The organism is Nostoc sp. (assembly GCF_036919895.1).
GTDB lineage: Bacteria > Cyanobacteriota > Cyanobacteriia > Cyanobacteriales > Nostocaceae > Nostoc.
On the sequence record NZ_JBALBW010000056.1, the window covers coordinates 108,246 to 133,386 of the forward strand.

21 protein-coding genes and 2 pseudogenes are annotated in these 25,141 nt (G+C 43.0%); 13 read left to right on the plus strand and 10 right to left on the minus strand.

Annotation, left to right across the window (positions count from 1 at the left end):
• Positions 1–105: 105 nt before the first annotated feature.
• On the minus strand, positions 106–1,962 hold the full coding sequence (locus V7K55_RS10315) for an NAD(P)H-quinone oxidoreductase subunit F (RefSeq protein ID WP_334830824.1): 1,857 nt from the start codon (positions 1,960–1,962) through the stop codon (positions 106–108).
• A gap of 661 nt (positions 1,963–2,623) precedes the next feature.
• Between V7K55_RS10315 and V7K55_RS10320 the strand changes: the two genes are divergently transcribed.
• From V7K55_RS10320 to V7K55_RS10355, 9 genes and pseudogenes are all read left to right on the plus strand, one after another.
• Entirely contained in the window at positions 2,624–2,932 is a 309-nt protein-coding gene (locus tag V7K55_RS10320) for a carbon dioxide-concentrating mechanism protein CcmK (RefSeq protein WP_012410633.1), read from the plus strand.
• A gap of 90 nt (positions 2,933–3,022) precedes the next feature.
• Entirely contained in the window at positions 3,023–3,367 is a 345-nt protein-coding gene (locus V7K55_RS10325) for a carbon dioxide-concentrating mechanism protein CcmK (RefSeq protein WP_010995041.1), read from the plus strand.
• Between the two features lie 6 nt (positions 3,368–3,373).
• Positions 3,374–3,673, plus strand: a complete 300-nt coding sequence (locus tag V7K55_RS10330) for a EutN/CcmL family microcompartment protein (protein WP_334830826.1) — start codon at positions 3,374–3,376, stop codon at positions 3,671–3,673.
• 102 nt (positions 3,674–3,775) lie between these two features.
• A pseudogene (locus V7K55_RS10335) lies at positions 3,776–5,431 on the plus strand (ribulose bisphosphate carboxylase small subunit); the annotation flags it as partial.
• A 96-nt stretch (positions 5,432–5,527) separates the two neighbouring features.
• Positions 5,528–5,773, plus strand: a pseudogene (locus V7K55_RS27515) (ribulose bisphosphate carboxylase small subunit); the annotation flags it as partial.
• 170 nt (positions 5,774–5,943) lie between these two features.
• Positions 5,944–6,717: a transferase gene (locus V7K55_RS10340; RefSeq protein ID WP_334830829.1), complete on the plus strand. Its 774-nt coding sequence runs from the start codon at positions 5,944–5,946 to the stop codon at positions 6,715–6,717.
• A gap of 56 nt (positions 6,718–6,773) precedes the next feature.
• Positions 6,774–7,568, plus strand: coding sequence for a BMC domain-containing protein (locus tag V7K55_RS10345; protein ID WP_334830831.1), 795 nt, complete (start codon positions 6,774–6,776; stop codon positions 7,566–7,568).
• Between the two features lie 246 nt (positions 7,569–7,814).
• Complete coding sequence (locus V7K55_RS10350; protein ID WP_334830833.1) at positions 7,815–8,756, plus strand: LysR family transcriptional regulator; 942 nt, start codon at positions 7,815–7,817, stop codon at positions 8,754–8,756.
• 269 nt (positions 8,757–9,025) lie between these two features.
• Entirely contained in the window at positions 9,026–10,660 is a 1,635-nt protein-coding gene (locus tag V7K55_RS10355) for a mucoidy inhibitor MuiA family protein (protein WP_334830836.1), read from the plus strand.
• A 69-nt stretch (positions 10,661–10,729) separates the two neighbouring features.
• Here V7K55_RS10355 and V7K55_RS10360 read toward each other — a convergent pair whose 3' ends face one another.
• Positions 10,730–12,211 carry a GTP-binding protein gene (locus V7K55_RS10360; protein WP_334830839.1) on the minus strand — a complete coding sequence of 494 codons (1,482 nt, stop codon included), beginning with the start codon at positions 12,209–12,211 and terminating at the stop codon, positions 10,730–10,732.
• 196 nt (positions 12,212–12,407) lie between these two features.
• Here V7K55_RS10360 and tpiA point away from each other — a divergent pair, with 196 nt between their 5' ends.
• Complete coding sequence (gene tpiA, locus V7K55_RS10365; protein WP_334830910.1) at positions 12,408–13,139, plus strand: triose-phosphate isomerase; 732 nt, start codon at positions 12,408–12,410, stop codon at positions 13,137–13,139.
• A gap of 52 nt (positions 13,140–13,191) precedes the next feature.
• Complete coding sequence (gene folP / locus V7K55_RS10370; protein ID WP_334830841.1) at positions 13,192–14,046, plus strand: dihydropteroate synthase; 855 nt, start codon at positions 13,192–13,194, stop codon at positions 14,044–14,046.
• A 3-nt stretch (positions 14,047–14,049) separates the two neighbouring features.
• Here folP and V7K55_RS10375 read toward each other — a convergent pair whose 3' ends face one another.
• Positions 14,050–14,892 carry an SPFH domain-containing protein gene (locus V7K55_RS10375; protein ID WP_334830843.1) on the minus strand — a complete coding sequence of 281 codons (843 nt, stop codon included), beginning with the start codon at positions 14,890–14,892 and terminating at the stop codon, positions 14,050–14,052.
• 484 nt (positions 14,893–15,376) lie between these two features.
• Between V7K55_RS10375 and V7K55_RS10380 the strand changes: the two genes are divergently transcribed.
• Complete coding sequence (locus V7K55_RS10380; protein WP_334830845.1) at positions 15,377–17,551, plus strand: ATP-binding protein; 2,175 nt, start codon at positions 15,377–15,379, stop codon at positions 17,549–17,551.
• A 421-nt stretch (positions 17,552–17,972) separates the two neighbouring features.
• Here V7K55_RS10380 and V7K55_RS10385 read toward each other — a convergent pair whose 3' ends face one another.
• From V7K55_RS10385 to psbH, 7 genes are all read right to left on the minus strand, one after another.
• Complete coding sequence (locus V7K55_RS10385) at positions 17,973–18,698, minus strand: hypothetical protein (protein WP_334830847.1); 726 nt, start codon at positions 18,696–18,698, stop codon at positions 17,973–17,975.
• A gap of 57 nt (positions 18,699–18,755) precedes the next feature.
• Positions 18,756–20,246, minus strand: coding sequence for a nickel/cobalt transporter (locus tag V7K55_RS10390; RefSeq protein WP_334830849.1), 1,491 nt, complete (start codon positions 20,244–20,246; stop codon positions 18,756–18,758).
• Positions 20,243–21,655, minus strand: coding sequence for a tetratricopeptide repeat protein (locus V7K55_RS10395; RefSeq protein WP_334830851.1), 1,413 nt, complete (start codon positions 21,653–21,655; stop codon positions 20,243–20,245). Before V7K55_RS10395 ends, V7K55_RS10390 begins: the two co-directional genes overlap by 4 nt.
• Positions 21,656–21,660: 5 nt before the next feature.
• Entirely contained in the window at positions 21,661–22,935 is a 1,275-nt protein-coding gene (locus tag V7K55_RS10400; RefSeq protein ID WP_334830853.1) for a DUF4331 domain-containing protein, read from the minus strand.
• A gap of 650 nt (positions 22,936–23,585) precedes the next feature.
• Complete coding sequence (gene pth, locus V7K55_RS10405; RefSeq protein WP_334830855.1) at positions 23,586–24,227, minus strand: aminoacyl-tRNA hydrolase; 642 nt, start codon at positions 24,225–24,227, stop codon at positions 23,586–23,588.
• 33 nt (positions 24,228–24,260) lie between these two features.
• Entirely contained in the window at positions 24,261–24,533 is a 273-nt protein-coding gene (locus tag V7K55_RS10410) for a TatA/E family twin arginine-targeting protein translocase (protein WP_334830857.1), read from the minus strand.
• A gap of 150 nt (positions 24,534–24,683) precedes the next feature.
• Complete coding sequence (gene psbH, locus V7K55_RS10415) at positions 24,684–24,887, minus strand: photosystem II reaction center phosphoprotein PsbH (protein WP_094327589.1); 204 nt, start codon at positions 24,885–24,887, stop codon at positions 24,684–24,686.
• A gap of 85 nt (positions 24,888–24,972) precedes the next feature.
• On the opposite strand from psbH, the gene psbN reads away from it, so the two are divergent.
• On the plus strand, positions 24,973–25,104 hold the full coding sequence (psbN, locus tag V7K55_RS10420; RefSeq protein ID WP_334830859.1) for a photosystem II reaction center protein PsbN: 132 nt from the start codon (positions 24,973–24,975) through the stop codon (positions 25,102–25,104).
• Positions 25,105–25,141 lie beyond the last annotated feature (37 nt).

Genomic DNA, 25,141 nt, shown 5'->3' on the forward strand with positions numbered 1-25,141 from the left:
GGGAGTGGGGAATGGGGAGTGGGGAGTGAGGAAGATTTCTCCCAATGACAAATTACCAATCACCAATGAAAACCCCACTAATTAACTTTATTGGTGCCGACCTCTTTAAAAAGGCAATTTATCTAGTAAACCCGATGACCAGCCGATGAAGAAAACTAGGACGCTGACAACTGCGAGGATGGTCAACATATAGCCCTGAGATTGCCCAGAAATGCTGTACTTTAAAGTTTGTCCGCCCAGAATTGTCGCAAACCCAACTAAGTTTACTAAACCATCGACTAAATAGCGATCGCTCCAAGCAGAAACTCTAGATAGTAGTGCGACTGCACTCACTACCGTTACGCGATAAACTCGGTCAATATAAAAATCATAACCTAATAAGTCTTGCACAAATCTCCACGCCAAAAATCTCGATCGTGACCAAGCTTTGTGGAGATAAACTGTAGACCCTGCAACTATTCCCAGTACTGTAGAAGTAAATAAGGCTAATGCCACCAACCAATTAATACTTTCCCAATCTGGTAGTAAGTACCATTGCTGTAGCATCAAGGGCAAAAGTAGGGTCAAGACTGTAAGAGTCACCATCGGTAAGGCCATTTGCCAACCAACTTCCGGTGTCCTCCGGGTCTTTTGTTGCGGTTTCCCCCAGAAGACTAATCTGAATACTCTAGTTAAGTTCAATGCTGTCAAGCCATTGACTAATAATAAAACCCCAATTACCCAAGGGCTAATATTCACGAAACCGTCAGCCCATGCTAGCATTGCCCAGAAGCCTCCTAGTGGTAGCACTGTCACCATCCCTGCCGAACCGACAATAAAGGCGGTGGTGGTGGCTGGCATCCGCGACCAAAGTCCACCCATTTCTGTTAAATCTTGGCTTTGGGTAGTTAAGATGACTGAACCGGAACTCATAAATAATAATGCTTTAGCGATCGCATGAGTTAACAGCAACATCAAGGCTACACCCCCTTGCTGTAACCCCACCGCCAAAAACACTAACCCCATGTATGCGCTGGTGGAATGAGATAGCGATCGCTTAATGTCAATTTGAGCTATAGATACTAATGTTGCCCCAATTGCCGTTACCGTACCCATAATTACCAAGGCATTTAAGGCAACTGGCGACAGTGCTAACAATGGCTGAAATTTATACAATAAATAAGCACCACCAGCCACTACCAACGAGTTCCGCATTACCGAAGCCGGGTTTGGCCCTTCCATCGCCTCATCTAACCACAGGTGCAGGGGAAATTGGGCGCATTTCCCTGCCGGCCCAGCAATTAACGCCAACCCCAGCAAGGTTGATGTGACTGGGCTTAAATTAGCTGTTTGCGCCCACTCATATAAATCCGAAAAGTTCAAACTCCCGGCTAAAGTAGAAAGCGTCACCACAGCCATCAGCAGCAACAAGTCTCCTACCCGTTTAGTCCAAAATGCATCTCGCGCCGCCGTCACTACTAGCGGTTGAGCATACCAGAATCCCACTAGTAAGTAAGTTGAAAGCGTCAGAACTTCTAAAAGCGCATAGCTGAGAAACAAAGAATCACTGATTGCTAGACCACTCAACGCTGCTTCAAAAAATCCCATCAGCCCAAAAAAACGCGCCAGCGACCAGTCTTTTTCCATGTAACCCAGAGCGTAAACTTGTGCCAATAAGCTTAAACCCGTAATTAAAACTGTTGCCCCAATACTGACTGCTGAGAGTTCCAAGGTAAAAGATAAGTCTAAATCAGCAGCTTTGAACCACGGCACGAGTAACTTTTCTGGTTCTCTATCCCAGATATTTTTAAATACAAACAGACTATGGACAAAAGCCACAACAGTTGTCAAAAAGTTGATGTATGCCGCAGGTCTTGGCCCTGTTCGCCGAATTATTCCTATTCCCCAGGGCAACGTTAAAACTGCGCCTAATAAGCTATATAAAGGCACAAACCAACTTGTTGAAAATAGAAATTGATCCATTTAAATTTACCTTGATGACTCAGCCTTTATTATTTTAAAAAATCTTTTCAAGAACTATTTATTTAAAAAATTAATTTAGTAAAACATCAATATTTCTTTATTATTGTTTAAACTAAATTATCAAAAGTATTTTTACTTCGCTTTACCCTACTAAACTTCGATAAAATATAACTTTACATACGTAAAAGCATTTACTCGCCTTAACTTTACCTCTGTTTTTACATTTGTATTTCTACTTTGAACAGAGTAATTTATCCGATACATTTGAAAAAATTATATACTTTTCACCTAGTCGTTGTAAATACAACAAAACGTCAGAAAAGATAGATACAGCAAAAGATACAGCCGCCTATCTTCCCTCGCCAGATAGATTTAACCTTGGTTATGAATCTCGTTTTGTAAATGTAATAAAGAAATTATAAAGCATAAGTGGCTGCTCAAGTAATTCAGTAAACTTTAATTGCTCAAAAGCCTAGATAAATATTTGTTAAGTTTTTTAAAACTTTCTTATCATAAACTATTATAGTAATTTATATTGCCAGGAACGCCAAGCTTTCCTATGCTTAAATTGGAAGTGTTTTCTTAGCTATAAGATCAGGCTCTCCCCGTCAAAAAATTCAGACGACAGTACAGATTGCATTAATTTTGTAGGAGTTCTGCGATGCCAATTGCAGTTGGAATGATTGAAACGAAGGGCTTTCCAGCAGTTGTGGAAGCTGCTGATGCGATGGTGAAAGCCGCCCGTGTCACCTTAGTAGGGTATGAAAAAATTGGTAGCGCTCGCGTCACCGTAATAGTTCGGGGAGATGTATCGGAAGTGCAAGCTTCTGTAGCTGCTGGGGTTGAAGCCGCGAAAAGAGTCTTTGGTGGTGAAGTATTATCTACTCACATCATTGCTCGTCCTCACGAAAACCTGGAATACGTCTTGCCGATTCGTTACACAGAAGCTGTGGAACAGTTCCGTACCTAAAAACTGTTTAAAAAAAGTAATTAACGCTCTTTACCTTTTTGAGCATCACTTTTGTCCAAGGCTAAAAACTTTAAATAGGGATTAAAACTAATGTCAATTGCAGTGGGAATGGTTGAAACGCTGGGCTTTCCAGCAGTAGTGGAAGCTGCTGATGCGATGGTGAAAGCTGCTCGTGTAACTCTAGTAGGTTATGAAAAAATCGGCAGTGGTCGAGTTACCGTAATTGTCCGGGGTGACGTTTCAGAAGTTCAAGCTTCTGTAGCCGCAGGGGTTGAATCAGTGAAGCGAGTCAACGGTGGACAAGTGCTTTCTACTCACATCATTGCTCGTCCTCACGAAAACTTAGAATACGTCCTACCAATTCGTTATACAGAAGACGTAGAGCAATTCCGGGAAAATGTGAACGCAATTCGTCCTTTCGGTAGAAGACCGTAATTTGTAATGCAAATTGCCAAAGTTCGCGGCACAGTAGTTAGCACCCAAAAAGATCCAACTCTCAGAGGTGTGAAACTACTGTTATTACAATTAGTAGATGAAAACGGCAATATCCTACCAGAGTATGAAGTAGCAGCAGATATTGTGGGAGCAGGAGTAGATGAGTGGGTACTCATCACTCGTGGTAGTGCCGCTCGTCAAATTGTTGGCAATGAACAGCGTCCATTAGATGCAGCAGTGGTGGCGATAATAGATACTATTTACGTTGAAGATCGCCTCATTTACAGCAAAAAAGATCAATATTGATAGTCATTTAGTCATTAGTCATTAGTCATTGGTCATTAGTGAATAACAAAGGACTTATGACAACGGACAAATGACTTATGACAATATAGGAGGAATCTCGCAATGGCAGTCCGCAGCACGGCAGCACCCCCAACTCCGTGGTCAAGGAATTTAGCTGAACCCAAAATCCATCAAACTGCTTTTGTACACTCATTCTCCAATGTGATTGGGGATGTACGAATAGGTGCAAATGTAATCGTTGCTCCGGGGACTACGATTAGAGCGGATGAAGGCACACCTTTTTATCTTGGTGAAAACACCAATATTCAAGATGGTGTGGTCATTCATGGGTTAGAGCAAGGTCGAGTAATTGGCGATGACCAAGAGAAATACTCGGTATGGGTAGGTAAAAATACTTGCATTACCCACATGGCTTTAATTCATGGGCCAGCTTATGTAGGGGATAATTCCTTCATTGGCTTTCGCTCGACGGTGTTTAATGCCAGGGTAGGCGCAGGTTGCATCGTGATGATGCACGTTTTGATTCAAGACGTAGAAATTCCCCCAGGTAAGTATGTACCTTCGGGAGCGATAATTACTAGCCAGCAGCAAGCTGACCGCTTGCCAGATGTGCAAGATCAAGATAAGGAATTTGCTCATCATGTGGTTGGGATTAATCAGGCGCTACGGGCTGGTTATCTTTGTGCTGCGGATAGCAAATGTATAGCACCCATCCGGGATGAAATTGCTAAATCTTATACAGGTAATGGTATTACTGTTTTAGAGTTGGAAAGGAGTAGTGAAGTGGCGAGCAATAGCTTGGGTGCAGAAACAATAGATCAATTACGCTATCTATTGGAACAAGGGTATAAGATTGGTACAGAACACGTAGACCAAAGACGGTTCCGCACGGGTTCTTGGACTAGCTGCCAACCAATCAAACCGAGATCCCTTGGTGAAGCGATCGCAGCATTAGAAAGCTGTGTAACAGACCATAGCGGCGAGTATGTCCGACTATTTGGCATTGACAAAGGTAGACGACGGGTGTTAGAGAACATCATCCAACGCCCTGATGATGATGCGAAACCAGCTACCAGCTTTAAAGCTCCTCATAGTAGTCATAGCAATGGCAGCTACAGCAATGGTAACGGTAATGGTAGCAGCTCTAGCAGTGGCAAAGTCAATGGCGAAACTCTAGAGCAAATCCGCCAACTTTTGGCAGGTGGTTACAAAATTGGTATGGAACACGTAGATGAGCGGCGGTTCCGTACAGGTTCCTGGACTAGCTGTAAGCCAATTGATGCAACTTCCACCAATCAAGTAATCTCTGCCTTGGAAGAATGTATATCAAATCATCCAGGTGAGTATGTGCGTTTAATTGGCATTGATGCCAAAGCCAAACGGCGGGTATTAGAAACCATTATCCAACGTCCAAATGGTCAAGTAGCTACCTCTGGTAGTCAGAAATCATCATTTAGCAGTGGAGGATCTGGTACTGCTACAGCAACAGCTACCAGTACCCGTTTGAGTACTGAAGTAGTAGATCAACTCCGGCAATTATTGGCTGGTGGTTATAAAATTAGCATTGAACACGTAGATGAGCGCCGCTTCCGTACTGGTTCCTGGACTAGTACAGGTCATATTCAAGCCTCCTCAGAAAGAGAAGCGATCGCAGCCGTAGAAGGACACCTTGGCGAATACCAAGGGGAATATGTGCGCTTAATTGGTATCGACCCCAAAGCCAAACGGCGGGTATTAGAGACAATTATTCAACGTCCAAATAGTCAAGTAGCCTCCTCTAGCAGTGAAAAATCATTTACTAGCAGTACACCCTCGGCTACAGCAACAGCTACCAGTACCCGCTTGAGTAGTGAAGTAGTAGATCAACTCCGGCAACTATTGGCTAGCGGCTCTAAAATTAGCATAGAACACGTAGATGAGCGCCGGTTCCGAACTGGTTCGTGGACTAGTACTAGTCAAATTCAAGCCTCCTCAGAAAGGGAAGCGATCGCAGCCGTAGAAGGACACCTTGGCGAATACCAAGGGGAATATGTGCGCTTAATTGGAATTGACCCCAAAGCCAAGCGTCGGGTGTTAGAAACGATCATTCAAAGACCATAGCAGTGAATGGGGAGTAGGTAGACCCGATCAATCGTGTCTGTACGGGAGTAGAGAATAGGAAATTTTAATATCCACCACTCACTACTCCCTAGAACGGGGAGTAGGTAGTTTTAATATCCCCAATCCCCAATTCCCAATTCCCAATTCCGGCTTCCGAGGTTAAAATTTCCATGTCTGTGCTGTCACTGCGCCTCAGCAATAATTTTGATTCTTACATTAGTGGTGAGGTGACTATTCATCCAAGCGCAGTACTTGCACCTGGGGTCATCCTCCAAGCGGCTGAAAACAGCAATATCGTCATTGGGCCAGGGGTCTGTATTGGCATGGGAGCAATTCTCCAAGTCCATGAAGGAACCTTAGAGGTAGAAGCAGGGGCAAACCTGGGAGCCGGTTTTTTGATGGTTGGCAAGGGCAAAATTGGAGCAAATGCTTGTATTGGTTCCGCAACAACAGTTTTTAACTATTCTGTTGAACCAGGACAAGTAGTTCCACCTGGTTCGATTTTAGGAGACACCAGTCGGAAAATTGCTCAAACAAATCAGCCTGAACCATCTGCTAATAACGCCACGGCTACAAGTGTGCCACCTCAGAAGGAAGAGGAAAATAGCTCAGGGGGAGTTAAGGAAAAGGTAACTTCCTCAACGAACTTCTCATCTGCGGCTTTTGTGGATTTCAAACAAAATAAGTCGATTTCTTACTTTAAATCTCCCGCCACTCCAGAAACCCAGCCTCCTCCCGTGGAAGAACCAGCCAAGGATGCTGAACCGCCCTCACCAGAACCCATCCAAGAGTCTACAAAACATGAATCAGACCCCAATCAGCTAACTACAGAATCCGCTAACGGTTTCGGGACTCAAATTTATGGACAAGGGAGCATAAGCAGACTGTTGACTACATTGTTTCCCCATAGACAATCCTTGAGCAACCCAAACTCTGACGATTAGTCTGAGTAAGTGTTAATTGTAAGTTGTCGGCTTTATGATTATCTGGGAAAGTTCACATGGAAACATCTAATCAACGGTCTATGAATACCAGCCAGGGAGCGACTAGTCATGAAACCTATCAGGATACTGCTTTGGGTTTAGTTTCTACCCGCAGCTTTCCAGCGATCGTTGGGACGGCGGATATGATGCTGAAATCGGCAGGAGTTCACCTAGTTGGGTATGAAAAAACTGGTAGCGGCCATTGTACTGCGATCGTCCGGGGTGGAATTGCTGACGTGCGTCTGGCGGTAGAATCTGGTGTCCAAACGGCTGAACAGTTTGGTCAGTTGGTTTCTAGCTTGGTAATTCCCCGGCCTTATCCTAATTTAGATATAGTACTTCCCATCACAGCCCGTTTTACTAAATTGATGGAGGAGGGCAATTACAGCCGTCTGAGTAATCAAGCAATTGGTTTAGTAGAAACGCGAGGATTTCCAGCGATGGTAGGTGCGTGTGATGCGATGCTAAAAGCTGCCGATGTTCATTTAGCAGCTTATGAAAAAATTGGTGCGGGTTTGTGTACAGCCATTATTCGTGGTTCCGTAGCAAATGTGGCGGTAGCAGTGGAAGCGGGAATGTTTGAGGCAGAACGCATTGGAGAATTAAATGCAGTAATGGTAATTCCCCGTCCGCTAGACGAAATGGAGCAAACCTTGCCATTAGCAAGCTGCTGGATAGAAAAACACCAACCGTTAAACTTACCTGTGAATATTAAAGAGAAAGAACAAGTTGCTGAAATTGAGGTACTCAGATTACCGGATTTAACCAAGTTACCTACAAAAATTGCCGAAGAATTATGGAATGATGAATGATGAATTTGGGAAAATCATCATTCATCGGGAAGAAGTGGAAGGGATCTTACGCTTTTCTTGTTGTTCTGATAATAGCTTCTTAAATCCATAAATAAAATACCTTTATTTTAATAGAAGTAATAGAGTTTTATCTATAATAAATCTATAATAAAACTCGTAACTTTCTATGAGCATAGCTATAGCATTTGCAACTGTTCAGTAATACTAGTTTTATATCAATGAATAGCTATATAGAGGAAAATACCTTTGAAACAAGCGACGCTGCACCAGTTAAAGGTTTTCGAGGCTGCGGCACGACACAGTAGCTTTACTCGGGCTGCTGAGGAATTGTTTCTCACCCAACCTACCGTTTCTATGCAGATTAAGCAACTCACAAAATCGGTAGGGCTGCCATTATTTGAGCAAGTGGGGAAGCGGTTGTATCTCACCGAGGCGGGACGAGAATTATTTGCCACTTGTCGGCAGATTTTTGGAAATATAGCCCAGTATGAAATGAAGGTGGCAGATTTAAAAGGGCTAAAACAGGGACAATTACGCTTGGCAGTAATTACAACAGCAAAATATTTTATCCCACGTCTGTTAGGGCCGTTTTGCGAACTTTATCCAGGGATTGATATTTCTCTGCAAGTAACGAATCACGAACAAATTTTAGAACGGATGAGTCAGAATCTGGACGATTTGTATATTATGAGTCAAGTTCCAGACAATATGGATGTGAATTGTGAGGCATTTTTAGAAAATCCTTTGATAGTCTTTGCACCAGTTAATCATCCGTTATCAAAGGAAGAAAATATTCCGATCCAACGTCTGTCTAACGAACCTTTTATTATGCGGGAACCAGGTTCAGGAACTCGTCGCGCTGTCCAAAGCCTATTTGAAGAACAAGGGGTGACAGTAAAAGTAAAACTGGAATTGGGAAGTAACGAAGCAATTAAACAAGCGATCGCAGGTGGTTTAGGAATTTCGGTTTTATCTCGTCATACTTTACTATCAGATGTCTCAGATTTTAGCATTTTAGATGTCCAACACTTCCCCATTCAGCGAAATTGGTACATGGTTTATCCAGCAGGTAAGCAGCTATCTATCGTCGCTCGTACCTATTATGATTATCTCCTCGCTGCTGCAAGGAATTTTGTAGATCAAAACACTGAGACTCATTCTAGTACAACTGAACCAATTGACGGCTAATTCATATAGCGGTTCTCATTTATGCGAGGTACAACCCGTAGGGGCAATTCATGAATTGCCCCTACACCTTACGAGATGATGTTGTACCACATTTGAATGGAAACGGCTATAATCTACGTTAGCGTAGCGGTAGGAAATCCACGTTCGCTTTTAGCGTCTCGTAGAAAGCGTCATTACGAATTACGAATTACCCAAAGGGGTTGACTGTTAGACCGGGAAACATTGACAATTAACCAGCAGAATCAATTAAAAATGGGGGAAGACTAGCAGTGGTTAACCCGGAAACACCATCTTGGCGCAAAACAGTACAAAGCGAGATTGTAGCTGTTACAGTTTATGCTGATAGAGCATTGGTTACACGACGGGGTGTAGTTGATTTAACAGGAATTGAACAGGAATTAGTAATTACATCATTACCAGAGACTCTAGAAACCGAATCTGTCAGGGTTAGTGGTACAGGGACAGTGGCAGTGCGCTTGATGGGAGTAAGTAGCGATCGCATTTATACTACTGAACCTGTGGTGGAGCGAGTCGCACATTTGACAAGGCAAATTGAGCAGTTAGAAGCGGAAAAACGCCACCTACAAGCGCAAGTCGATGCTTTAGCATTGCAGTCTAGTTTTATCGCTGGGTTACGTGAAAAAACAGAAGAACCCTTTGCACAAAGTTTGTCTCGGAAAAATCTTAGTCTGAGCGAAACTTTGGATTTTTTGAATTTTCTCGGAAGCCAGTATAGTGAATATGCGATCGCATCTGGAGAGTGTAAAACCCAACAGCAGGAATTAGACAAAGAACTGCAAGCACTCCGCGCCTCATTGCAAAAAATTCAAACACCTTATCCCAAAGAAAGTTTGAGCATAGTTGTAGGAGTTGAAGTAGCGGGTGAAGGGGAATTTGAATTAGAGGTATGTTACATAGTAAATCGCGCCAGTTGGACTCCGCTTTATGACTTGCGCTTTAGCACTACCAGCGATATTGTGCATCTGGGCTACCTTGCAGAAATCACTCAAAGCAGTGGCGAAGATTGGATTGGTGCAAATCTCACTCTTTCTACCGCTAAACCGGGATTAGGTACTCTCCCACCTAAACTTGAACCCTGGTATATTGATGCGCCACGTCCACAAATGTTACGACAGCGACAATTGTCTAGACAACAGCGACCACTGCTACCTACCATACCAGAACCACCTGCTACTGCCGCGAGAGCAGATTGGCAAGAAGAAGACGAGGTTGCAGAGGATGTTCTTATCCAAGCAGAAACTGTTACAGCAGAAGTATCCAAAGAAGGGAGTGTAGTTACCTTTAAATTGAATGGTGGCGGTAACATTCCTAGTGATGGCGCACCTCATAAAACGACAATTTTTAATGACGACTATCCTTGTAACTTTGATTATGTAGCAATGCCGCGTTTGGTAAGTTTTGCTTATCTGCAAGCAAATGTGAAAAATAATCCCAATGGTGCAACTTTGTTACCAGGGAAAGCGAATATTTTCCGCAACAATGTTTTTATTGGGACAACTCAGTTAGAAAATATTGCACCAGGACAAGAATTCAAACTGAATTTAGGGATGGATGAAGGCTTGAAAATTGAGCGCGATTTAGCTGAACGCCTGGTAGACAAAAGATTGATTAGCAACCAGCGCCGGATTACTTATAGTTATCGGTTGATAGTTACTAACTTACTCGATAAAGAAGTAAATCTGAAAGTAACTGAACAGTTGCCAGTTAGCCGCAACGAGCAAATTAAAGTGCGCCTCAGCCGTAGTAACCCACAAATTCAACTTGGTGAAATGGGGATTTTAGAATGGCAGTTAACTCTTCCACCCCAAGAGCGACGAGATATATATTACCAGTTTAATGTTGAACATCCACCTGAGTTAATGGTTGTTGGATTAGATATTTAGAATTTTTTACCGAAACAGAATTCAGGAGTCAGAATTCAGAATAAATTCTAGATACCGCACTTATATACATCACTTTCTGAGTTTTACCTTGTAAAGCAATTCATCCTTAATCCGGTTGAGAATTGAAGTTTCATCCAGGTTTGCCAAAATCCGATTAATGACTGCTTTCGGCCCATCAGGCCCCCAAGTCGCGCCGTTGGCTAAATAAACTTTGGTAACTTGTCCAATCCCGTAAGAAGAAACACCAGCTACTCCCGCTTGGGTCAGCGCCACCGATATATAAGGGCCAAGGGCAAGACCTGCTGTAGCTGTTGCAGAGATCCCAAGTAAAGTTTTCAATCCACTCAAGCCCAAGTTTGCCAACAATTCACTAGCACCGATTCCGCCCATACTCAGGGCGATTTTTTGTAGGAGTTGGACAGCCCCGGCTTCGGTCATAGAGAAGCCATAGAGCTTAGATAAACCTAAAATCAGAGCAATATCAATAACCACACTACTCAGAATATCTACCACAGTTACGGGATTAAGTGCGATCGCTAATGCCTTAGTCATCACAGCCTTCCAAATCAACTGATTAGCATTCTGTTCCCGAATCATCAGTTTTCGCTCGATTAACTGCTCATTTACAACGTCCGCATAAAGCATGGTATTAAGAGCAACCAAGGCTTTACCCTCACGATGCAGAATCTCCAAGATTTTCAACTTTAATTCTTCAACTTGGGCATTTCCTGTACGCAACTGTATGCCCCTAGTCCCATCAGGGCGACGAATTGCCGTCTTCACCAATGGCGATGCCGCAGCCATGACAATTTCTAAAGGCGTGAGTAATTCCCGCACCCTTTCATCCCGGATTTTGTGATAAATTGCCATCCGGTCTGCTTCTGGATACTGGTCTACTTTGTTAAACACCAGAATGATCGGTTTACCTGCTTCCCGCAACTGAGAAAGGGCGGCGTATTCTAGCTTCGTCATATCGCCAGAGATCACAAACAGAATTAAATCGGCTTGTTTAGCAATCTGTTCAGCTAACGCGGCACGGGTTGCACCATCTACTTCATCTAACCCAGGAGTATCAATCAATTCCACCTGCGATTGACCTACACCAGGGAGAGTAACCCGCAAAGCCCGTTCAGTTTCTCCAATCGCTTCCTCACTAATAGTCCAATTAACTGTTTGTGCAGTCTGGGTGACACCGTGCAGCGGCCCAGTTTCAAATACTGTTTGTCCAACCAAAGAATTGAGTAGCGAAGACTTACCACGTCCCACCATGCCAAAAGCCGCAATCTGCACCACCATGCGGTCTAACTTCCCCAGCATGGTTTCCAAATCAGCAATTTCCGTTTCCAATCCGGTTTTTTCTTGTGGGGTAAGGTCAAGATTGGCTACCAAGTTTCGCAGCGCCGTTTGTGCTTGTTTATAGTTGAGTTCCATCTGAATGTCTTCAAAACTGAAAATAGCACTATCCAGTTCTTCCTCCCAGCTGAGAGAATTTGCGTCAGTGTTAGCGGAATCGCTTTGATGAGGTTCAGGCACGGGTAATGTCGAAGTCATATCAATTTGAGATTTGGGATTTATTTGATTAGCCCCATCTCTTATCCTAATTATTTTTAACAGGGGTTTGTGCAGCAGAGAAGAATAACTCTTGACCGATGACCAATGACCAATAACTAATGACTAATGGCTAACAAAAAGTCATAAACTGAAAAATGCATCTAAATAGCACGTTAGAATCTTGACTAAATTACCTGTGCGGAAAATCGTTATTGCCGGCAACTGGAAAATGTTCAAAACCCAGGCAGAAACCCAGGAGTTTTTACAAGGATTTCTGCCCCACTTAGAGGAAACCCCCGAAGGGCGAGAAGTGATATTGTGCCCTCCTTTCACTAATTTGAGTGTTTTGTCCAAAACTTTGCACGGTAGCCTCATCCAACTGGGGGCGCAAAATATCCATTGGGAAGAATTTGGAGCCTATACGGGTGAAATTTCTGGCCCAATGTTGACAGAAAGTGGTGTGCGCTTTGTGATTGTAGGTCATAGCGAACGACGGCAATACTTTGGTGAAACGGATGCAACTGTTAATTTGCGCCTCCGAACTGCTCAAAGGTTTGGTTTGACTCCAATTCTCTGTGTTGGTGAAACCAAACAACAACGAGATGCAGGAGAAACTGAATCACTGATTGCTCTCCAACTTGACAAAGGTTTGGTAGATATAGATCAGAATAATTTGGTGATTGCCTACGAGCCAATTTGGGCAATTGGCACTGGTGAAACTTGTGAAGCAGTGGAAGCTAATCGAATAATTGGCTTAATTCGGAGCCAGTTGAGTAATCAAAATGTATCAATTCAATATGGTGGCTCAGTCAAGCCAAATAATATTGACGAAATCATGGCTCAACCAGAAATCGATGGCGTTTTAGTGGGAGGAGCAAGTTTAGAACCTGAGAGTTTTGCTCGGATTGTGAATTTTCACTTAGTGTAATGTGCCTTCTTTTCGTTCCCATGCTCTGCATGGGAATGCCTAATCTAGATTTATGCCAAGCAACTTGATAATGCGAGAACGCTGTTTCGTGTGGGGACAGCGAACTTATTTGATGGGCATTTTAAATGTCACGCCTGATAGCTTTAGTGATGGGGGTGAGTTTAACACTACCTCTGCCGCTTTAGTACAGGCGCAAGCATTGGTAGCGGCTGGTGCTGACATTATCGATGTGGGCGGTCAATCAACGCGGCCAGGGGCAAAGCAAATAACTCTGGCGGAGGAACTCCATCGGGTGTTATCGGTGTTACGGGTGCTAAGACCAGAAATTTCAGTCCCGATTTCTGTAGATACAACCCGTGCTGCTGTAGCCAGAGCATCTGTAGAAGCTGGAGCGGATATTATTAATGATATTTCTGGTGGCACTTTTGAGTCAGAAATGTTACCGACAGTGGCAGAGTTAAGTGTGCCGATTATTTTGATGCACATCCGGGGGACACCACAGACGATGAAACAACAAACTGATTATCAAGATTTGCTCGGTGAGATTTATAGTTTTCTGGGTCGGCAAATTGAGGTAGCAACTGCTGCGGGCATTGACCGAGATAAAATTATTATCGATCCTGGTGTTGGTTTTGCTAAGAACTATGAGCAAAATTTAGAAATTTTTCGCGGCTTGCGATCGCTAACAACACTAAACTGTCCTATTTTGGTAGGAGCATCCCGTAAAAGTTTCATTGGTCGCATTTTAAATCAACCAGATCCCAAAGCACGAGTTTGGGGAACGGCAGCAGCTTGTTGTGCTGCTATTTTTAATGGTGCTGATATCCTCCGAGTTCACGACGTTCAAGAAATGCGCGATGTTTCATTAGTAGCCGATGCAATATTTAAGACAAGTAAGACAGTCTGATTCTTAAGTATTGCCGTTTTCGGATTTTTTGCCGTGACCCTCTGTAACAATCGACTCGGCTATCAACTCCTGAAACATTTCACTTGAGTTAGCTGGGTCTACAAAGACAATTTTGGCATTAGCACTCTCACCAAGTTTTTGGCTAGCATCTACGTAATCTTGAGCCACAAGATACCGCAAAATATCCCTACTATCTGGATTGGAACGGAGAGCTTGAGAAATGATTTGCACTGAAGCCATAGTTCCTTCTGCTTTTTTAATCGCAGCTTCCTTTTCCCCTTCTGCTTCGGTAATTAGCGCCCGTTTTTTAATTACGGCGGCTTGCTCCTCTTCTCTAGACTTTCGGACACTCTCAGGTAGTGTAATACTCTGAATATCTAATCGGAGAATATCAACTCCCCAATCTGTCGTTATATTATTCAACTGGTCTAAGATAGCTGTGTCCATCTCCGATCTGGAGACATTAGTCTGCTCTAGGGTGTTTTGGGCAATGATTTCTCGGAGCGTAGTTGTAGTTACCTGTGTCAATGCCCCTTGCAGATCCTCAATCGCATAAAAACTTTTCTCAATATCTCGAATCCGCCAGTAAACAATAGCATCCACTTCTACGTAAATATTATCTTGGGTGATTACATTCTGAGGCTTGATGTCTAAATACTGCTCTCGTGTAGTATCTTCCATCACAATCTGATCTACCAAGGGAACAATAAAGTTCAGCCCTGGTTTCAGTTTGCGATGATACCGCCCCAACCGTTCGACTAGGGCTTCATTTCCTTGATTAATTAGTTTCGCAGAACCTAATGCATAACCTATAAGGGCTAAAACTATAGCAATAATTGGCTCCATGTATGCTCCTATTCAGCTTTTGGGAGAATTTAGTATCAAAGATATGCTACTAGCTTGTCATATCTTTAGAGTTTAATGTTTTGAGTCTGTAATTTTATGAACGCTAGCAGCGATATCGAGTCGCTGCGCGTATTGTACATATTTTGTAAGTAAAACTATTTTGCGGAATGCGATCGCTATTAAAGCACCTCGATCGCACCCTGGCAAGGATTACTTGATGTAATCAACATTACTTGTGCCGATCTGTTCAGACAGGCTGGACTCTTATTCAGTATATTTACTCGATTTAATCTAATTTAACGTTTTACTGTAATACAAGGAATAATCAGAAAACGCAGATGGGATAGTGTATTAAGTGCTACTGTTAAATACCGGATGTAGTATGTGAAAAATATAAATTTTGTCAAAGTAGATTTTATAAATCAAAAATATCCTTCATACTTTAAGACAGTAATCCTACGTAAAATTTAAGGAAGGGATGGCAATGACATCTCTATTACAGCGACTAAGTGCAGAACGAAATCGCAGATTCGTGGGGCGTGGGCGGGAACTGGAGCTATTTATTGATGCGATCGCCTCAAGAGAATTACCTTTTCACATTTTGCACGTCTTTGGCCCTGGTGGTGTGGGCAAGACAACCCTGATGCAGCAGTTTTTGCGGTTTTGCGAACAGTCAAAAATATCAACTATCTACGTAGAAGGACGTAATATAGAAGCTGCGCCAGAATCTTTTGTTAGCACGTTGCGATCGCTGATGGGATTGCATGAATCAGATTCTCCTTTGGATGTGCTAGCCCAAAGCCAAGAACGTCAGGTAATTTTAATTGATACTTATGAAGCTATTACCCAGCTAGATGAGTGGTTGCGGGAAGTATTCTTACCCCATTTGTCTGTTAATACCTTAATTGTGATTGCTGGACGCAATCCCCCCTCATCTGGTTGGTGTAGCGATCCAGGTTGGCAAGCTTTGATGCAGACTTTGCCCCTACACAACCTGACTCCAGAAGAAAGTCAAACTTATCTCACCACACGAGATATTCCCACCACACAACACCAGGCGATTTTAGATTTTACTCACGGACATCCTCTAGCATTATCTTTGGTTGCTGAGGTGTTTGCTCAGGGAAAAGAAATCTCTTTTCAAGCAGAATCTGCTCCTGATGTTGTTAAAACACTGTTGTCAAGATTCATCAAAGAAGTACCAACGCCGGCACACCGGATGGCTTTAGAAGCTTGTGCAGCAATCCGGCTGACTACCGAAGCCGCACTAAATCAAATATTGACTGTGCCTGAAAATACTTTGGCTGATGAGGCTCACTCTTTAGGGGAAATACTTGATGTTCACGATTTATTTGAGTGGTTGCGCGGACTGTCGTTTATCGAATCAGGGCAATTGGGTTTATTTCCGCACGATTTAGCACGGGAAGTTTTAATTGCTGATTTGCGTTGGCGGAATTCGGAATTTTACAATGAATTACATCACCGAGCGCGTCAATACTATACTAAACGACTAGGAGAAACCCAAGGGCAAGAAAAGCATCGAGTCCTACTTGATTATATTTTTTTGCATCGGGAGAACTCGGCGATTCGCTCCTGTTTTACCTGGGGTGAGCAAAGTAGTTTATTAACGGACTCATTACGGGAAACTGATAAAACCGCATTGCTGCGGATGGTGGCACAATACGAAGGAGAAGAATCAGCAAAAATAGCAGCTCGCTGGTTGAAGCGCCAACCGCAAAATGTAGTAGTATTTCGTGACTCGGACTCCGAACCTGCGGGATTTGCAATGATGGTAGCATTGCACACAGCAACTGTTGAAGATTTGAGTGCAGATCCGGGCGCTCTTGCATCTTGGCAATATCTCCAAACCCATGCACCATTACGCCCTAGCGAAGGCGCAACTATTTTCCGCTTCTGGATGGCGCGGGACACCTATCAAGCTGTTTCCCCCACCCAAAGTTTAATTTTCACTAATTTTGTGCAGTATTTTCAGAATACACCGGGGTTAGCGTACACTTTTCTACCTTGTGCCCAAGCAGATAGTTGGACAGCAATGTTAAACTACTTCGACTTAACAAGAGTTTCTGAAACTGATTTTACAGTTGGGGGAAAACACTACGGTGTTTATGGACATGACTGGCGAATTGTGTCACCTGCTGCATGGAAGGAAATTTTGGCCCGAAAAGAGGTGACAACTGCCGGAGAATCTGTAGACAATACTCCAGTCGGTGAACCTCTGTTAGTTCTTAGTCAGCCAGAATTTACGGAGGCGGTGCAGAATGCGTTACGTAACTTTAGTTGTGCTGATGCATTACAGAATAATCCCTTAATGCGATCGCGAAGCTTGCATGAAATGCTTTCTGGCTTAGTTAAAGAACAAGTTGCCACAAAAGCAAGTGTGAACGAGAATCCTTTGGACACATTAGGTAAACGCGTTAACGCTTTACAAAATCTAGTGAAACAAGCAGTCGAATATTTACAATCATCCCCGCGTGATGAAAAACTCTACCGCGCTGTTTATCGAACTTATTTAAATCCCGCCTCTACCCAAGAACAAGCAGCTGAGTTACTAGATTTGCCTTTCAGTACCTATCGCCGCCATCTGAAAGCTGGGATGACGAGAGTTGCAGATATTTTATGGCAAAGAGAAATTAGCTAATCAGCTAAATTTACGCGGGTTAGTAGGAAATGATTTTCGGCAGGAATAATATCAAAGACTTAGATTGAGCCAAAAAAGGGTTTCAGCCTGTGACAAGCTAAATTCAAAGTAGCCTATTATGCACAAAGCAGTTATTAAAGAGATGAAGATAAATCGTTTCATATTTTCCTTAAAATAACATTGACTGACAAACTTATCACATACAATTAGCAATGAATTAAATGTCCAGTGACTATCTTTGACTATTGTCAGTTTATAGAAATTATCGATTGAGCGAGGTACAAGAACCCCACCCCCAACCCCCTCCCCGCAAGCGAGGAGAGGGCTATGATATACCTCTTATGATTAAGAAACGCTATATATTAAGTCCTTAACGGGCGATCGCCATTAAGTGATAAATTTAGAGTGATTCATTAAGAACTTAGTTGACAGATTTTAGCTTTCTCAGTTTGCGCTTTAGTATGAAGCTGCTACCAAAAATACCAAAGGCTATTGTGCTGGCGATTGAAGAAGGTTCTGGGACATTTACCGGAGTGCTACCGAGTGTAATATTGCCAGGCCCTGTGATGGTATTGGTAAATGTACCAAAACTGGTATTGCTATTATCAAATCCAGTAGTAACTAAAAAGTATTGATTATTAGCAGTTAAGCTCAAACCACTAAAACCAGATGTATTTTCATCTGGAAAAGGATCATTCCCATTGAGTAAATTAACTAATGGGGTAGCTGAGTTAAAGCTGTTCTGATACAAGAATTGGATGCCCAGGAAATCTTGAAAACCTACAACATCATAAGAGCCTGTAGTATTAACAGAGAAAGGCTGACTGTAATAAGGGACGGCAGTACCATTACTAGAAAGTGACGTGGGTGGGTTAGTACCACCTTCAAAACCTTCCGTTTCTGGGCGGTTAAAAGTTGGTGCGTTTGTTGTATCACCCGAATATGAAACTGTGGCAGCCTCAGATGGTAGGATAACACTCATAGATAGAGCGATCGCAGCAGACGCAATAGGGATTGAACGTCTTAGCGATTTTTGCCAAAAATTAAATGAACACTCACTTTTAAGTTTGGCTGTTTGTGAAAACTTGGTAGAGCGATGAGATAGATTGTTTTCTGAGACGATGGATTCTTTAATTGCTTGTGACATATACTTATTCAAGGTTATTTTTACAAAACTGAGTGACGTTTGTCTGAACACTTTCATTTAGTTCCAGGGATGAGCGAGTAAAGCCTGTGAAGTAATGCCTAAGCCAATTATGGTGATACATAAGGCGCTTGCCACAGGTAACATTTTTATCCTGGGTATCTGGAGTGACAAATGTTCAAATCGATCTTTGGCATAAACCAGTATTAAGCCGATTCCAGTTAGCACTGTTGCTAGACCTAAGCTGAAGGCAGATACCAGCGCTAATCCAAAGCCAACTCGCCCCATTGCGATCGCACTCAGCAACACTACTAAGGCTGAAGGACAAGGTAACAAGCCGCCCGATATTCCCAGCGCTAGGAGGCTAGACCACTTCATGGAAGCACCGTGAGGCGGTAGATGTGAATGCTCATGATGTACATGGTTGTGGTCATGGTGATGATGATGCAAGTCGTGGCTGTGTTCATGACTATGTACATGGTCATGTGAATGAGATACCTGAGTCCCTTGCAATCGACTAATAAACAAATTCAGACCAATTACAGTTACCAGTACACCAGAGAGGACGCTTAACCAAGGGTACAATTCCTCTGTCAAAATAAACTGGGATGTGCCAAGAGTGACCAGCCCCAGAGCAAATATGCCAGCAGTATGGGTAATGGTCATAATCAGCCCCAGGAATAAGGCGTGTTTGGCATTGCTACGGGAACCCACCAAATAAGCGCCAACTATCGTTTTTCCATGCCCAGGGGACAGGGCGTGTAAACCACCCCATAAAAAGGCGATCGCTAAAGCTATTAAAATAGTCAGGAAATTATGATTTTCTTGGATAATTAGGCTAGTGAAGATATCGTTGCTTCTTCCTGTCAAAGCATTATCTAAACGGCTGGATGATTTAACAGATAGTGGAGGCGCTTGTTCACTCGATGTCAGAGACGGATTGAGTTTAAAGTCAATCCGACGCTGGTCGAGAGGACTGCTGAGTAACTCGGTGGGGTAATCTCTCAAACGATTGGTGATACTCAAAGAACTGAAATCACCTTGAATAGGAACGCCATTTGCAGCAACAGTAATTTCACGCCAGCCCAAGCGCTGTGGATAAAATTTATCTTCAAATACTAACTGATTCGCGCCTACTAACTCCCTTGTCCCTTGAAAGTTACAACTCAGCCGCAGTGTAGATAATCCTCCGACACCTGGAGGGAATTCGACTGTTGATTTGATCAAAGACAGTGCTAAAGGCTGTTTATCGATCGACAGTTCCAGATGTGAATTGACTTCCTGGCATTTTTGGTCTGGGTATCCAACCGTTTCTACGGGTTCAGCTTTGCGATCGCGATTAGTATCTAAGTGATTAATCTCCTGAAAAGCCGGAATCTCTGCCATATCTAGAACATAATCAATCCCTACACCATCGGTTGCTACTTGCACTCCTGCGTAGTGATTGATGGTAAAATTCCCTAAAGGATGGGCATCCGCCTTCGGCATCCAAAATAAACATATTGCGATGATTACAGTATTCCAAGCCAAGTAATGTAATAGCTTTTTCATAAAGAACTCCCTATAGAGTTAGGAGTGGGAAAAGAGACAGAGGGTACTAAGTTAGCCAAGACTTGACGAGCTTCATCAGCATACTTGTGATGAAATTGAGGATTGAGGCTAACAGCTTGAGTTAATCGCTTTATTGCCTCTTCACGATCGCCTAAGTGAAACGCAATCATGCCAGCATGAAATTGCAGCAAAGCATCCTCTGTCCCGAAGCGAGTTGCCCGTTGTGCTGCCTGTTGTGCTTCTTCCCATTGCCCATTAGCCGCAGCTGCCCAAGCCAAAGTATCCTCTGCATATACATCGTCTCGCACTGCCACTTCACTACGGGCAATTTGTAACGCCTCTGGTAAGTGGATTTTATGTTCGGTGTAGTAGACTGCTAAAGCGCGATCGTAGATTCCTTTAACCTTGCTCAGGTAAGCGACTACCCCGATTAAATCTTCAGTTTCAGTTGCGCCTTTTTGGTCTCCTAAAGCTAGTTGAGCATCAGCTTTATACCCCAGCGTTTCTACCAACGGCATCAGTTCTATACCCTGGTTGGCGATATTTAGAACATCCTGCCATCGATGCTGTGCCGCATAAAGGCGGGCTAGTCCTGTAAACGCAGCTATATGCCGTGGAAACAGGTCAAAAGCTTCTCGATATCGCTGCTCAGATAGGGCAAAATCCCCGACTGCAAAAGCCAGATCCCCAGTCCGCACATGAAACCAAGCACGGGTTTCGGCGCTCGTCGTGTAGAAAGAGTCCATCTCCTGCATAGCCTCATCTAACAGTTGTCGCGCCGAGGTGAGATTGCCAGTTAACTCTAAGTAACGAGCTAAAACCGCGTTATGACCAGAGTTTGATTCTTCCTGTGCGAGGTTCTGCAATAGTTGATGAGTTGCTTCATAATCACCCAACTCCATCTGAATCGATGCCCTCAGCGAGACAATATTGGGATTGTCAAGAGATGAATTATTTAACACATCTAAAGCTTCTCGAAATTGATGTTGAGATAGTAAAGCTGATGCTAAGAGCATAGAAGAAACCTCATTATGGCGCGGCTGTAGTGCCAGGGATCTACGGGCTGCTTGTTCTGCTCGCAACACATCGTCTATATCTGCAATTTCTCGAAAGCGCCTCAAATATTGATCGGCTAACAGACGTAAAAATATTGAGGAATCGGGAGATTGGGCAACTTTCTCCTCATAGACGCTGATAATATGCGATCGCTCTAAATAATCGGGGAAGACTAAATCTGACTGCTTTTCTGGTAATATCTGCCTAGAATTAACAGTCAGCAGTTGCACAGCAGAGGAATATGTGCCTAACTTACCATTGGTGTAGCCTAAACTTAGCGCCTGTGTATCACAGGGTCTTAGTAAAACTAGTAGGCTAGTCAGCACTAACACCCATAGTATTTTTAGATACATAAACCTTACAAAGGATTGCCTAAATAAGGGAAGGTAGGAAGAAAGTTGGCATTATTAGCCCCAACATTATCGCTAGTCAGCCCCGGAATTTTACCTGTAGAAATGCCTGTAACTGCATCACCAAAGACAACGGATGCTGTTACATCAATTACGTCATCTTTTGGTCTTCTACCACCAAAATTGTTGCCTAATTGAGTACCAAAATAACTACCGCTAGGTTTAGAAAGGTCAGCTTGAATCACATCAGGAATCGCCACTGAGATCACTGCATTGGCTATGCCTTGAGGTCTACCGATCGCTGTTATAAAGGATTTAATGAATTGGGATTGATTGCTAGCGTCTTTAGTTGGTGTCTGAAGATTACTATTATTATGAGCTTTAAAGTCCATAAAAAGTTCATTCAGGGCTGGAACTGCCAACCGCTCAATCTGAGCAAAATTCCCGTTTGTGAGTCTAGGAGTGTTAACACTAGTTGTCATCCAAGCACCAATCTTGCCAGTACCAAGTAGTTTCCTGGGTAGCTCGACAATAATTGAGTGAACATTGAATGGGGCTAAGGTGTCTTTTGCTTGTCCAGGTGGTCTAAAGGTAAGAACTGTGAAGGGAGGACTGGGATTAGGCTGAAGGCTATAGTTACGATCTGGGATGATTTTAAAGAATTGTTCCAAATCAAAAAAGAACGGGTCTTTGCGTGTCCCAACAAAAAACTTCATGCCATTATATGCAGAGAATGTTTGGTTGAGTTGCCCTGTCCAACTTACTGGGAGTAAAGCTGACTCCGTTCCTACTGTGGTTGGACGACTTGGGCCGCGGACTGTAACAGTTTGCTTATCGCCTGTACCATTTACATTGAATTGGAGTACAACATCTTCAATACTGTCGCCAGTATTATCAATCTTGAACTGATAAAGAACATTTGGATCGAATGGTCTCATTTCACCCGAAACGATCAGAGGGTCGAAATCCATCACTAAGACAACATTTTTTTGGTCTGTCGGACTCTCAAACACATACAAATCTGTGAGATCCGCAGCCGTCAACTTAGTGGCAAGAAAAGTTGTGTCTTGGTGGTCTGAAGCCAAAGCTGGAGGAGTTGCATAGGTTATGACTATAAGCAAAATAGCGACAAATGCCACTAAGGGACGAAAAAAACGAGTAGCTTCAGTCCAAGATAGCGATCGCCTAATCAAGAAAAAGACCAGATTTCGGACTGTTTTATTTACAAGTAAAATACTTTTAGTTGGTATAAAAGAGGCGATCCTCTGAGCATTTCTTATCATATTTGCCCTCCTTGAGGTGTTTAGCCTTTATTGTTGGTGTGAAATAGCAAGTTGATTTCTATTTCAAAAAAGACTATTGCTTTTACCAAAGCACCTCACAGCTTATTGGCTCCTACTACTCATTTTCCAGACCAAAACCTGCTCATTTCTTGCTCACTTTTATAATCAAATTTAACGAAGGTGTAAATTAAACCACCTCAAAGTACAGAATAACTCGTAGAAAATTGGACTCTTGTTCCCCAAGAATTAGAAAGGGTGAGCTTTGAAGGATGGCTTCGTTTCTCTTGGAATTACTGAAGAGAGAATCGCGATCGCGCACGTTCAGTTTCTCTAGGGATGTGCAGCGTAATCCCGTCAGCCATTATTCTTACAAAAATAAAGCAAACTATGCCGCACCTCAATTAGGGTATAGAGCGCGTTAAGGGCTGTATTTCGGTGAAATCGCCATCCATCAACCAAAATAAGCGCCTTTACCAAACTAACCTCTAAGAGGATGTTTGAAAAGTTCTGTTATCGGTATCAAAAGTTTTAGATCCCCCTAAATCCCCCTTGAAAAGGGGGACTTTGATTCCGGTTCCCCCCTTTTTAAGGGGGGTTAGGGGGGATCAATAAGTGCCTTATATCACAGCCAAAGACTTTTCAAACATCCTCTAAGACTCAGAATTATTAATGGTGCGGCTATTACAAACATTCATCGCCTTTTCTACTCCTTGCTTGAGGCTGAGTTCAATACACTCAACCACAAACTGAAGTACAAGATACATCTGCTGATTTTCGGCGGCGGAAAATCGCCCCAGAACGTGGGAGACAGTATCAGAATCATCGTTATTAGCTGCACCTTTGGGTTTACCAATACCGATTCGCAAACGGGGAAAGTTTTGGGTACTAAGATGTGCGATCGCACTTTTCATCCCGTTATGTCCACCAGCTGAACCAGATAACCGCAGCCGAGTTTTTCCCAAAGGCAAATCCATATCGTCGTAAATTATCAGCACTGACTCAGGCGGCAATTTATACCAACTTGTCACCGCTTGAATTGACTGTCCCGATCGATTCATATAAGTTAACGGCTTTAGTAAGCGAATCTTACCTGCACCTGGGGCTATACCCTCGCCATACTCCCCCTGAAACTTGCGGTTTTCTGCTAAGGAAATGCGCCAAGAACGGCAGAGGGCTTCCACAGCAGCAAAGCCGATATTATGGCGGGTTTGGTCGTACTTGCTTTCTGGATTCCCCAACCCGACAATTAGCTGGGGAATCACCAAAGCTGGTTGCTTAACAGCTTCTGTCATTTTACCTACAGTCAATTGATATCAAGCAGTCTCCTAACTAGGCTGGGAAGAACTAGCGGTATCCTGCTCAGATTTAGCAGGGTAGATTTGCTTAGGTTCCAATTCAGCAGTAGTTTTGACAGCTTCTTCTAACTGTTCTGCTTCTTTTTGAAACTCACTTTGAAACTCTTTAGAAGCTTCTTGGAAACTACGAATTGTTTTGCCCACACTCCGACCAATTTCTGGTAGCTTCTTTGGCCCAAAGATTAACAGCGCTACTATCATAATTACACCCATTTCCGGCAGACCGATACCAAATATATTCATTTTTGTCTCCTGTCAACTATAGAACCACTACAGAAACTCATATATTATGTAGTCTACTCAATAGTTAGTATGCACTGACCATTCACAAAAAAACCCGGAGGAACCGGGTGTAACTTAACTTGTTATCCAAACTTGATAGCGGTGTATCCGTTAGCGTCCTAAACTCCGCCAATCGACATTTACATCCTGAACTAACAGTGATCTATTGTAAAGTTGCAGAATAATCAGCAAAAACACAAAAAATAGCGCCATAAAAACAGCCATCACAGGGGTAGTACCCCAACCTGGAGCCACTTTTCCATACTCAGAGTTAAGTGGTTTCAGGATATCTCCCAACCTAGTCCTTTGTGCCATAGTTCACCTAATATTACTTGCCAAAGCTTTTTTTAATCTTCTGTAATATTCTATAAGAATAGCACTCATCATCTATCCCTCAATTATGGAACCCGCAATAGTTCTTAGCATTTCTATGGCTGCCGTGGTGGTTGCCATCACCGGACTGTCTATTTATACCTCCTTTGGCCCTCCTAGCAAGGAATTGAACGATCCGTATGACGATCACGAAGATTAAAAATTGGTCATTGGTTTGTGGTTTGTGGAAAACCACT